This window comes from Allobosea sp. P1_B10 (assembly GCF_056406735.1).
In genome coordinates, this window is sequence record NZ_JBFTZP010000008.1 from 238,854 (window position 1) to 250,261 (window position 11,408).

The 11,408-nt window shown below is 66.3% G+C and carries 9 protein-coding genes; 8 read left to right on the forward strand and 1 reads right to left on the reverse strand.

Going from position 1 to position 11,408, the window contains the following annotated elements:
* The first annotated feature begins 100 nt into the window (after window positions 1-100).
* Window positions 101-1,612: a M81 family metallopeptidase gene (locus AC1D2L_RS17710; protein ID WP_476847206.1), complete on the forward strand. Its 1,512-nt coding sequence runs from the start codon at window positions 101-103 to the stop codon at window positions 1,610-1,612.
* Window positions 1,613-1,720: 108 nt separating this feature from the next.
* Complete coding sequence (locus AC1D2L_RS17715; RefSeq protein ID WP_476847207.1) at window positions 1,721-2,455, forward strand: metallophosphoesterase family protein; 735 nt, start codon at window positions 1,721-1,723, stop codon at window positions 2,453-2,455.
* 3 nt (window positions 2,456-2,458) lie between these two features.
* On the opposite strand, the gene AC1D2L_RS17720 is transcribed toward AC1D2L_RS17715, so the two are convergent.
* Window positions 2,459-3,352, reverse strand: a complete 894-nt coding sequence (locus AC1D2L_RS17720; RefSeq protein WP_476847208.1) for a LysR substrate-binding domain-containing protein — start codon at window positions 3,350-3,352, stop codon at window positions 2,459-2,461.
* A 104-nt stretch (window positions 3,353-3,456) separates the two neighbouring features.
* Here AC1D2L_RS17720 and AC1D2L_RS17725 point away from each other — a divergent pair, with 104 nt between their 5' ends.
* From AC1D2L_RS17725 to AC1D2L_RS17750, 6 genes are all read left to right on the forward strand, one after another.
* A complete protein-coding gene (locus AC1D2L_RS17725) occupies window positions 3,457-4,602 on the forward strand; it encodes a 2-aminoethylphosphonate--pyruvate transaminase (RefSeq protein ID WP_476847209.1) in 1,146 nt (381 codons plus the stop codon).
* Between the two features lie 17 nt (window positions 4,603-4,619).
* The gene (gene phnA / locus AC1D2L_RS17730) at window positions 4,620-5,867 is read left to right on the forward strand and encodes a phosphonoacetate hydrolase (RefSeq protein ID WP_476847332.1); all 1,248 of its coding nucleotides are present in this window, start codon (window positions 4,620-4,622) and stop codon (window positions 5,865-5,867) included.
* Window positions 5,868-5,869: 2 nt separating this feature from the next.
* Window positions 5,870-7,321, forward strand: a complete 1,452-nt coding sequence (phnY, locus tag AC1D2L_RS17735) for a phosphonoacetaldehyde dehydrogenase (protein ID WP_476847210.1) — start codon at window positions 5,870-5,872, stop codon at window positions 7,319-7,321.
* Between the two features lie 108 nt (window positions 7,322-7,429).
* The gene (locus AC1D2L_RS17740) at window positions 7,430-8,449 is read left to right on the forward strand and encodes a putative 2-aminoethylphosphonate ABC transporter substrate-binding protein (RefSeq protein WP_476847211.1); all 1,020 of its coding nucleotides are present in this window, start codon (window positions 7,430-7,432) and stop codon (window positions 8,447-8,449) included.
* 132 nt (window positions 8,450-8,581) lie between these two features.
* Window positions 8,582-9,676: a putative 2-aminoethylphosphonate ABC transporter ATP-binding protein gene (locus AC1D2L_RS17745; protein WP_476847212.1), complete on the forward strand. Its 1,095-nt coding sequence runs from the start codon at window positions 8,582-8,584 to the stop codon at window positions 9,674-9,676.
* The gene (locus tag AC1D2L_RS17750) at window positions 9,673-11,388 is read left to right on the forward strand and encodes a putative 2-aminoethylphosphonate ABC transporter permease subunit (RefSeq protein WP_476847213.1); all 1,716 of its coding nucleotides are present in this window, start codon (window positions 9,673-9,675) and stop codon (window positions 11,386-11,388) included. The genes AC1D2L_RS17745 and AC1D2L_RS17750 overlap by 4 nt, the downstream gene beginning before the upstream one ends.
* Window positions 11,389-11,408: the final 20 nt, after the last annotated feature.

Consider the following 11,408-nt stretch of genomic DNA (forward strand, 5'->3'; position numbering starts at 1 on the left):
CGCCCCGGTTTCTCCTGACGGAATAATGGCGGCTTGATCCGGAACGATGCAGCGTCCGAAATGGCTGCAAGGCCACCCCACCGAAATAGGTTTTTTACCGATGTCACGCCCGCGCCGCATCCTGCTCGCCAGCCTGTTCCACGAGACCCATTCTTTCGTGGAAGACCGTACGACGCTGGCCGCGTTCACGATCCGCCGCGGTGTCGAAGTGATGCAACGTCGGGGCGACGGCTCGACCGTCGATGGCTTCCTCGAAGTCGCGGAAGCGCAGGGCTGGGAGGTGATACCGACGATCGACTACACCGCCCTGCCGGCAGGAACCGTCGCCCATGACGTCCTCGAAACCTTCATCGGCGAGTTCGACGCGGGCCTGAAGGCCGCGCTCGCGACAGGCGGGCTCGACGGCATCTGGCTCGCGCTGCATGGCGCCATGGTGACGTCGCAATGCCCGGATCCGGAGGGCCTGCTGCTCGCCCATATCCGTGCCACGCCCGGCTGCGAGACCCTGCCGGTCTTCGGTGTGTTCGATCTCCACGCCAACTTCACCGCCGCGATGGCCGCCAACACCAACGGGCTCGTTGCCTACCGCGAAAACCCGCACACCGATGCCCGCGAATCCGCCGTGCGCGCTGCAAACCTGCTGGCCCGTTCACTAAAGGAGGGCCAACTGCCGCGGATGTTTTCCTGCAACGCGCCGGTGATGTGGCCCCCGACCGGGACCGGCACGGCCGACCGGCCGATGCGTGACCTCGAGGCGCTGGCACGCGCGATCGAACGGGAGCAGCCCGAGATCTGGGTGGTCAACGTGATCGGCGGCTATTCCTTCTCCGACGTGGCGGAGGCGGGCGTCGCCTTCGCGCTGGCAACGACCGGGTCGGAGGAGGACGCACGTGCCGCACTGGCGCGGCTGACCGACACCGCCATCGCGCTTCGGGAGCTCGGCCTGCCGCAGGAATGGGATCTCGACGAGGCGATCTCAGAGATCCAGGACCTGACGGGCGGCCCCTATATCGTCGTCGAGCCCGCCGACAACATCGGCGGCGGCGCACCGGGAGACGGCACCTCCATCCTGCGCGCCTTCCTGCGCCACGGCGTCGACAATTGCGCCGTCGCCATCGCCGATCCCGCGGCGGTTGCGGCGCTTGCGGGCGCGAAGCCCGGCGAACTGCGCCGGATCACCGTCGGCGGCAAGGGCAGCGCAGTGGCCGAGGGGCCGCTCGAGATCGCAGCCCGCTTCGTCAGCGCCAGCGATGGCCGCTTCGCGCTGGAGGATCTGAACAGCCACCTCGCGGCCTCGCAGGGCTCGCATTTCAGCATGGGGCCGAGCGCCGTGGTGACGACCCAGGGCGTGACCGTGCTGCTGACCACCCGCAAGACGCCGCCCTTCGATCTCGGCCAGTTCCGCTCTCAGGGCATTCATCCCGAGACGCTGAAAGCGATCGGCGTCAAGGCGGCGGTGGCGCACAGGCGCGCCTACGACAAGATCGCCAAGGGCAGCTACACCGTCGCCACCGCCGGTCCCTGCACCAGCAAGATCACCACCCTGCCCTACAAGCATCTGCGCCAGCCGGTATTTCCGATCCATGCCGACGCAGAGACGAGCCAAGGCTGACCGCCTCTCCCCCATGATCCAGTCCGCCTGACTGACATTCCGCTGGCAAAGTGCGGTGGTTGCTGTCAGGCGGCGGGTGCAACGATCGATCGTCTTAGGGAGTGAGCCATGCGCCTCGGCGTGATCGCGGACATTCACGCAAACCTGATGGCTCTGGAGGCGGTGCTGCACGATCTGCGCCGCCACGGCGTCGATGCCATCGTCAATCTCGGCGATTGCGCCGCGGGTCCGCTTTGGCCCGCTGAATCGGTCGCTCTGCTGCGGGCAAGCGAGATGCTCCATGTGCGCGGCAACCATGACCGTGCCATGGGCGCGAGCACGCCCGAAGGGCTGGGCAAGTCCGACCGCTTCGCATGGCAGCGCCTCACGCCTGCCGACCGCGACTGGCTGTTCGCGCTGCCGACGCAGCAGTCTATCGGGGACGCCACCTGCTTCCACGCCTGCCCTGGCGACGACCTTAGCTACCTGATGGAGACCGTCATCGCCGGCCGGCTCCTGCCGGACGCAACCGACGCCGTAGCGAGCCGACTGGCGGGCGTCGAGGGGCGTGTCCTGCTCTGCGGGCACAGTCATCTGCCGCGCGTGCTGCGGCTTCCCGGCGGAGCCTATGTGGTCAACCCCGGCAGCGTCGGATGCCCCGCCTATCACGACGACAAGCCCCCCGGCCACGTGTCGGAAAGCGGGAGCCCGCATGCGCGCTACGCCGTGGTGACGCTGTCGCGTTCGATCACGGTCGAGCACCATGCCATCGCCTATGACTGGGATGCAGCCGCGGCGCAGGCCAGCGCCAACGGGCGCGACGATTGGGCCCATGCCCTCTTGACCGGCACGACGAGCCGCTAAGGCCTACTTGGCCATCGCGGCTTCGGCCAGCACGAGCGCCTGCACGGTCTCGAAGAAGCCACGCACCAACGGAATGCGGCGCCGCTCGGCGCGGCAGGCCGCATATTCGCCGACCGCGAAATCGGCGCCGGTGATCACCAGCCGCTTCAGCAGCGGATCGGGCCTGAGCTCGGCATCGAAAATCACGCCGATCCCGAACCCGGCCGCGACCGCCTCCCGCACCGCCTCTCGCGATTGCACCTCGAGCAGGTTCGCCGGCTTGATTCCGGTCTCTGCCAAGCGCGCCTCGAAGGTTTCGCGCGTGATCGAGCCGCGCTCCCTGAGCACGATGTCCTGGCCTGCGAAGGCCTCGATCGGAATGCTGTCATGCAGCGAGAGCGGATGCCCGCTGGCGACGAAGGCGACCAGGCGGTCGGAGCGCAGCTTGACGGTGTGAAGGCGGGGATCGGAACTCTGCCGCGCGGTGATCGCGACATCGGCGGCGAAATCCATGATCTGGTCGACCACCTCCGAAGAGTTGCCGATCGTCAGCGAAAAGGTCAGGCCCGGATAGCTGTCGCGCATGCGTGCCAGCGCTGCCATGACGTGGGTGGCGCTGTCGGCGGCGATGCGCAGATGGCCGCGCTGCAAGGTGCGCGTGCCGGCCAGGAGCGATTGCGCCTCGTCCTGCGCCGCAAACAGCCGTGCCGTGATGACGAACAGACTCTGCCCGAGCGGGGTCAGTTTCACCTGCCGGCCGATCCGGTCGAACAGGCGCACGCCATACGCATCCTCGAGCGTGCGGACCTGCGCCGACAGCGTGGGCTGGCTGACATGGCGCGCCTTGGCCGCCCCTGTGAAGCTCTCGGCTTCCGCCACGGCATGGAAGGCCGACAGGCCTGAATAGCTGATCGCCATCCTATAGAACCTCTCTATGGATGATATGGATACGATGTATTGGAGCTATGTCAAACACCGACCTACCGTCTCGTCATACGCTGCAATGCGAAAGCGAGATCGACATGGCCCAAGCCCGCCGCCCCGCCGTTTCCGAGACCGGTGACCCCCTCCTCCTGACGCCCGGCCCGCTGACCACCAGCAAGGCCATCAAGCAGGCCATGGTGCATGACTGGGGCTCCCGCGACGCCACCTTCGTCGGCATCAACAAGGCCGTCATGGACGAGCTGCCGAAGATCATCCACGGCGAGGGCGAGTTCGTCACCGTGCCGATGCAGGGCTCGGGCACCTTCGCTGTCGAGGCCATGCTGACCAGCTTCGTGCCGCGCGACGGCAAGGCTCTGCTGCTGATCAACGGCGCCTATGGCCAGCGGGCCAAGCGCATCCTCGAGATCGCCGGCCGCCAGGTCGTGGTACACGAGACGCCCGAGGACATGCCGCCCGATCTCGCCGAGGTCGACCGCATGCTCGTGGCCGATGCCGGCATCACCCACGTCTTCACCGTCCATTGCGAGACCACCAGCGGCATCCGCAATCCGATCGAGGCCGTCGCCGCGTTGGTGAAGCGCCATGGCCGCCGCCTGCTGCTCGACTCGATGAGCGCTTTCGGCGCCCTGCCGCTCGACAGCCGCGAGGTCTATTTCGACGCCGTCGCCGCCTCCTCGAACAAGTGCATCCAGGGCGTGCCGGGGCTGGGCTTCGTGATCGCCCGCAAGAGCGCGCTGTCCGAGACCAAGGGCAACGCCACCACGCTGGTGCTCGATCTGCATGACCAGAACGCCGCCTTCGAGCGCACCGGCCAGTACCGCTTCACCCCGCCGATCCACGTCATCGTGGCGTTCCATGCCGCGCTGCAGGAATTCTGGGCCGAAGGCGGCGTCGCCGGACGTGGCGAGCGCTATGCCGACAACGCCCGCATCCTGATCGAGGGCATGAAAGATCTCGGTTTCCGCACGCTGCTGCCCGAAGCGCGCCAGGCGCCGATCATCGTCACCTTCCACATGCCGGAGGACAAGAACTTCGTCTTCCAGCGCTTCTACGACACGCTGAAGGACGCCGGCTACGTGATCTATCCCGGCAAGCTGACGGTCGCCGACAGCTTCCGCATCGGCTGCATCGGTGCGCTCGGCGCACAGGACATGAAGGCATTCGTCGCCACGGTCTCGGACGTCCTCGCCGAAATGGGCGTGGGTCTGAAGTCGGCGGCGTGAAGGAGAGTTTGATGAACATGCATGCTTCACTCGGCAACGACGTCGTCGCCAACGGCCGCGCCTACAAGCGCCCCCAGAAGCCCGTCGTCGTGATCTGCGTCGACGGCTCCGAGCCCGGCTATATCGAGCGCGCCATCGAGGCGGGGCTCGCCCCCAATCTCGACCGGCTGATGAAGACCGGCGCCAACACCACGGCGCTCTCGGTCGTGCCCAGCTTCACCAACCCCAACAACCTCTCGATCATCACCGGGCGCCCCCCGGCCGTGCACGGCATCGCCGGCAACTTCTTCTATGACCGCGAGGCCAAGGAAGAGGTGATGATGAACGATGCGCGCTTCCTGCGCGCGCCGACCATCCTGGCCGAATTCCAGAAGGCCGGCCTCAAGGTCGCGATGGTGACCGCCAAGGACAAGCTGCGCACGCTGCTCGGCAAGGGTCTGGACTTCACCACCGGCACCGCGATCGCGTTCTCCTCGGAGAAGGCGGACAAGGCTAACATGGCCGAGAACGGCATGGAGAACGTGCTCGACTTCGTCGGCCAGCCGCTGCCGTCGGTCTATTCCGCCGATCTCTCGGAGTTCGTCTTCGCCGCCGGCGTCAAGCTGCTCGCGACGTTCAAGCCCGACGTGATGTATCTCTCGACCACCGACTATGTGCAGCACAAGGCTGCCCCCGGCTCGGCCGTCGCGAACTCCTTCTACGAGATGTTCGACCGGTATGTCGGCCAACTCGACGCCGCCGGCTGCACGCTCGTCATCACCGCCGACCACGGCATGAACGACAAGCACCTGGCATCGGGCGAGCCGGACGTGATCTATCTCCAGCGCGTGATGGACGAGTGGTACGGCGCCGGCACGATGCGCGTCATCCTGCCGATCACCGACCCTTATGTCGTGCATCACGGCGCGCTCGGCTCCTTCGCCACGGTCTATCTGCCCGAGGGCGTCAGCCAGCAGGACGTCGCTGACCGCATCGCGAAGATCGACGGCGTCCAGGTCGCCCTGACCTCGGCCCAGGCCTGCGAGCGCTTCGAACTGCCAGCCGACCGCATCGGCGATGTCGTGGTCGTCTCGACGCAGTTCAAGGTGCTCGGCACCTCGCCCGAGAAGCACGATTTGTCGGGGCTGACCGAGCCGCTGCGCTCGCATGGCGGCCTCACCGAGCAGCGCGTGCCGATGATCGCCAACCGGACCATCGAGGTGCCGGAAGGCCGGACGCTGCGCAATTTCGACGTCTTTGACGTCGCCCTCAACCTGGTGCGCTGACCATGAACGCCAATGTGAAGCCGCCCGTGCGCCGCGAGACCATGCGGATCGCCGGCAAGCTGGTCACGACCGACGACATGGTCGAGGTCAAGAACCCCTATGACAACAGCGTCGTCGGGCTCATCCCGGCGGCCCGCCCCGAGCATGTCCGCGAGGCCTTCGCCAAGGCCAAGGCGTTCAAGCCGAAGCTGACCCGCTACGAGCGCCAGCAGATCCTGCAGAAGACCGCGGAACTGCTGCGCGACCGCAAGGAAGAGTTCGCCCGGCTGATCACGGCGGAAGCCGGCCTGTGCTGGAAGGACTCGCTCTACGAGGCCAGCCGCGCCTATGACGTCTGGTCCTTTGCAGCCCAGCTCACCATCAAGGACGATGGCGAGATGTTCTCCTGCGACATCTCGCCGAACGGCAAGGCGCGCAAGATCTTCACGACGCGCCAGCCGCTGCTCGGCGTGATCTCGGCGATCACGCCCTTCAACCACCCGCTCAACATGGTCAGCCACAAGCTGGCCCCGGCGATCGCCACGAACAACCGTCTCGTGCTGAAGCCGACCGAGCTGACCCCTCTGACCGCGCTGGCTCTGGCCGACGTGCTCTACGAGGCCGGACTGCCGCCCGAGATGCTCTCGGTCGTCACCGGCAACCCGTCGACCATGGGCGATGCGATGATCACCGATCCGGATGCGGATCTGGTGACCTTCACCGGCTCGGTGCGCGTCGGCAAGCACATCGCCGCGACCGCCGGCTACAAGCGCATCGTGCTCGAGCTCGGCGGCAACGATCCGCTGATCGTCATGGAGGATGCCGATCTCGACAAGGCTGCCGAGCTCGCCGTCACCGGTGCGACCAAGAACTCGGGCCAGCGCTGCACCGCGGTGAAGCGCATCCTGGTGGTTGAGAGCGTCGCCGACGCCTTCGCGAAGCTTGTCGTCGAGAAGGCCAAGAAGCTGAAGTGCGGCGATCCGATGGATCCCGACACCGATGTCGGCTGCGTCATCAACGCGCGTTCGGCTGCGCTCTTCCAGGCCCGCATCGATGATGCCGTGTCCAAGGGCGCCGAGGTGCTCCATGGCGCGCGGCCCGAAGGCGCGCTGTTCCACCCGACGGTGGTCGATCGCATCCCTTACGATTGCGAGCTCGTCCATGAGGAGACCTTCGGCCCTGTGATCCCGATCGTGCGTGTCCCCAACGACATCGCCGAGGTGATCAGGATCTCGAACTCGACCGCCTACGGGCTGTCTTCGGGCGTCTGCACCAACCGCTTCGACTACATCCAGCGCTTTGTGGCGGAGCTCGAAGTCGGCACGGTCAATCTCTGGGAGGTGCCGGGATACCGCATCGAGATGTCGCCCTTCGGCGGCATCAAGGACTCCGGCCTCGGATACAAGGAGGGCGTGGTCGAAGCCATGAAGAGCTTCACCAATGTCAAGACCTGGTCCCTACCGTGGACTGCATAGCTAGGTAGAGATTCAAGGGCTGGCGGCTCGATCCGCCGGCCCTAAAATTTATCTGGGGACTGACGCTCCTAAAGAGAGCACGAACATTAAAAAACAGGGGAAGATCATATGAAGAATTGGCTTGCTACCGCCGTAATCGGCGCTTGTGTTCTTGCATTGCCCGGCGCAGCTCTTGCGCAAAGGCAGAAAATCACCGTCTACACCGCCCTCGAGAACGACCTGCTGCCGTCCTTCAAGGCCTCGATCGAGAAGGCCGTTCCCGAAGCCGAAGTCGCGTGGGTTCGCGATTCCACGGGCGTCATCACCGCCCGCTTCCTGGCCGAGAAGGACTCGCCGAAAGCCGATGTCATCATCGGCCTCGCCGCCTCCAGCCTGCTGATGTTCGACAAGGCCGGCCTGCTCGAGACCTATGAGCCCAAGGGCGCCTCCGCCCTGAAGCCTGCCTTCCGCCCCGCCACCGCGCCCTATACCTGGACCGGCACCGCCGCCTATCTCGGCGTCGTCTGCTACAACACCGTCGAGGCCAAGGGCGTCCCGACGCCGCAGTCCTGGTTCGATCTGCACAACCCCGCCTTCAAGGGCAAGATCGTGATGCCGCACCCGGCCTCGTCGGGCACCGGCTATCTCATGGTCGCTGGCTGGCTCCAGGGCATGGGCGAGGAAGCCGGCTGGAAGTTCATGGACGGCCTGCACGAGAACATCGGCGCCTATCTGCACTCCGGCTCGGCGCCCTGCGTCCAGGCGGCGCGCGGCGAGCGCACCATCGGTCTCGCGCTCGACATGCGCGGCGCCTCGGAGAAGACCAAGGGCGCGCCGATCGACGTCGTGATCCCGAAGGAAGGCGTTGGCTGGGAAGTTGAGGCGAGCGCCGTCGTCAAGGGCACCAAGCTCGGCCCGATCGCCCGCAAAATCGCCGACTGGACCGCCAGCAAGGAAGCGAGCGAGCTCTACACGAAGGGCTACGCCATCGTCGCCTATCCCGGCATCGAGGCCGCTCCGAAGAACTACCCGGCCAACGCCGAAGCCCGGATGGTGAAGAACGATCTCGGCTGGATGGGTGCGAACCGCGAGCGCGTGCTCGCGGAGTGGACCAAGCGCTACGAGTCCAAGGCTGCGCCGAAGAACTGAGGCCGACCGCGCCCGCCTCCGTAGAGGGAGCGGGCGCGGCACAGCTTATGCAAGCTGCAACGAGGTCGCGATGCCGGGCCGTCCAGGCCCGCGGCATCGCGGCCCGCGCGTCACTCAGAAGGGCACGACACCATGACTTCGCCTAGCCCAGCTCCGTTTCTCTCGATCCGCAACCTGGCCAAGAGCTTTGGCAGCTTCACGGCTCTGCGCGACATCGACCTCGATATCCGACGAGGTGAATTCGTCTGCTTCCTAGGGCCGTCGGGCTGCGGCAAGACCACCCTCCTGCGCGCCATCGCCGGGCTCGACCTGCAGGACAGCGGCTCGATCCACATGGGCGGCCGCGATGTCTCGCACGCCCCGCCCTCCGAACGCGATTTCGGTATCGTCTTCCAGTCCTATGCGCTGTTTCCCAACCTCACGGTCGCCGACAATGTCGGCTATGGCCTGGTCAACCAGCGTCGCCCGTCGCGCGATGTCGCCGCGCGCGTCGATGAGTTGCTGACCCTGGTCGGCCTCTCCGATCAGGCGAAGAAGTATCCCGTTCAGCTATCGGGCGGCCAGCAGCAGCGCGTGGCGCTAGCGCGCGCGCTTGCGACCTCACCGGAACTCCTGCTCCTCGACGAGCCGCTCTCGGCGCTCGACGCCAAGGTCAGGCTGCGCCTGCGCGACGAGATGCGCTCGCTGCAGAAGCGGCTCGGCGTCACCACGGTCATGGTCACGCATGACCAGGAAGAGGCGCTGGCGATGGCAGACCGCATCGTCGTGATGAATGGCGGCGCGGTCGAGCAGGTCGGCTCGCCCGAGGAGATCTATCGCCGTCCTGCGACGCCCTTCGTCGCCGATTTCGTCGGCCACATGACCTTCCTCGACGCCGTCGTCACCGGGCCGGGCCGCGTCCGCGTCGACGAACTCGACCTGCTCGTCGCCAACGCCACGCCCTTCGACGCCGGCACGCGGGTCCGGCTCGCCATGCGGCCCGAAGAGGTCCGCACGCGCGGCGTCTCCAGCGACACCCCCAACAGCTTCGAGGCCACCATCGGCGACCTCGCGTTTCTCGGCTCGTTCTGCCGCGCCCATCTCGAGCCGACGCAATCGCGAAAGACACGCATCGCCGCCGATTTCTCGTCGAATGCCATGCGCGACCTCGCCATCGCGCCCGGCCAGGTGCGGTCGATCTCGTTCCCGCCGGAATCGCTGCACGTCTTTGCCGGAGCGGCGCGATGACCGATACCGCGCAGCCCATCATTGCAGCGCCCGCCCCTGTAAGGATGGACGCCGTCCATGTGAGCGAGCGGCATGTCGCCGGCGTCCTGATCTTCGCTCTGTGCGCGCTGCTCGTCCTGATCATCGCGCTGCCGCTCTGGGCGCTGCTCTCCAAGAGCCTCGAGGATGTCAGCGGACGCTTCGTCGGCCTGGCGAACTTCATCACCTATGCCACGACGCCCTCCCTGATCTCGTCGCTCGTCAACAGCCTGTTCGTCGCCGGCATGACCACCGCGATCGTGATCCCGGTGGCGTTTTTCTACGCCTATGCGCTGCGCCGCAGCTGCATCCCCGGCAAGGGCCTGTTCTACGCCGCCGCGATGATCCCGGTTTTCGCGCCCTCGCTGCTCTCGGGCCTGGCGCTGATCTACATCTTCGGCAACCAGGGCATCCTCAGATCCTGGATGATGGGCGCCTCGCTCTACGGCCCGATCGGCATCATTGCGGCCGAGGCGCTCTACAGCTTCCCCCATGCAGTGCTGATCCTGGTCACCGCGCTGGCGCTCTCCGATGGCCGGCTGCGCGAGGCCGCCGAGGCGCTCGGCACGACGCGCTGGCGCATGTTCCATACCATCACCCTGCCCGGCGCGCGCTACGGCCTGATCAGCGCGACCTTCGTTGTGTTCACGCTGGTCGTCACCGATTTCGGCATCCCGAAGGTGATCGGCGGACAGTTCAGCGTGCTGGCTACCGACGCCTATCGGCAGGTCGTCGGCCAGCAGAACTTCCCGATGGGTGCGGTGGTCGGCATCATCCTGCTGGTGCCGGCCGTGCTCGCCTTTTTCGTGGACCGCATGGTCAAGCGCCGCCAGAGCGCCATGCTGTCGGCCCGGGCCGTGCCCTATATTCCGCAGCCCGAAAAGCGTCGCGACATTGCGCTGCTGGCCTTTGTCACAGCCACGACGCTCGTCATCGCCGGCCCCTATGCCATCGCCGTCTGGGGCTCCTTCGTCACCTACTGGCCCTATAATCTCGCCCTGACGCTCGACAATTACGACTTCGCCGCCTTCGACCCGGCCGGCTGGGAGGCCTATGGCAACTCGCTCAAGCTCGCCGCACTGACGGCGGTGATCGGCACGTCGCTGATCTTCTCGGGCGCCTATCTCATCGAGAAGCTGAAGCTCTTCCCGCGGATGCGTGCCTTCGCGCAGTTCCTCGCGATGCTGCCGATGGCGGTGCCGGGGCTGGTGCTGGGCCTCGGCTATGTCTTCTTCTTCAATGCCAGCTGGAACCCGCTCGGCTTCCTCTATGGAACGCTGGCGATCCTGGTGATCAACACGGTCGCGCATTTCTACACGGTCGGCCACATCACCGCGCTGACCAGCCTGAAGCAGATCGACGGCGAGTTCGAGGCCGTGTCGGCCTCGCTCAAGGTGCCGTTCTGGAAGACGTTCCGGCGCGTCACCGCGCCGATCTGCCTGCCCGCCATCCTGGATATCGGCGTCTATGTCTTTGTCAACGCGCTGACCACGGTCTCGGCCGTGATCTTCCTCTATGGCGCTGACACCAAGCTCGCCTCCATCGCCATCGTCCACATGGACGAGGCCGGCGCGATCGCGTCTGCCGCCGGCATGGCGACCGTGATCATGCTCACCGCCATCGCGGTGAAGCTCGGCCATGTCGGTCTGGACCGCCTCGTCTTCGGCAGGCTCCAGCATTGGCGGCAGAGATAGTCCCAGACGGGAAGGCCGCA

Excerpts from the sequence above, each read along its gene's own strand:
- AC1D2L_RS17725 (WP_476847209.1), top strand. The coding sequence starts at position 3,457 with ATGGCCCAAGCCCGCCGCCCCGCCGTTTCCGAGACCGGTGACCCCCTC.
- AC1D2L_RS17745 (WP_476847212.1), top strand. The coding sequence starts at position 8,582 with ATGACTTCGCCTAGCCCAGCTCCGTTTCTCTCGATCCGCAACCTGGCC.
- AC1D2L_RS17710 (WP_476847206.1), top strand. The coding sequence starts at position 101 with ATGTCACGCCCGCGCCGCATCCTGCTCGCCAGCCTGTTCCACGAGACC.
- AC1D2L_RS17750 (WP_476847213.1), top strand. The coding sequence starts at position 9,673 with ATGACCGATACCGCGCAGCCCATCATTGCAGCGCCCGCCCCTGTAAGG.
- phnA (WP_476847332.1), top strand. The coding sequence starts at position 4,620 with ATGCATGCTTCACTCGGCAACGACGTCGTCGCCAACGGCCGCGCCTAC.
- AC1D2L_RS17715 (WP_476847207.1), top strand. The coding sequence starts at position 1,721 with ATGCGCCTCGGCGTGATCGCGGACATTCACGCAAACCTGATGGCTCTG.
- AC1D2L_RS17720 (WP_476847208.1), bottom strand. The coding sequence starts at position 3,352 with ATGGCGATCAGCTATTCAGGCCTGTCGGCCTTCCATGCCGTGGCGGAA.
- AC1D2L_RS17740 (WP_476847211.1), top strand. The coding sequence starts at position 7,430 with ATGAAGAATTGGCTTGCTACCGCCGTAATCGGCGCTTGTGTTCTTGCA.
- phnY (WP_476847210.1), top strand. The coding sequence starts at position 5,870 with ATGAACGCCAATGTGAAGCCGCCCGTGCGCCGCGAGACCATGCGGATC.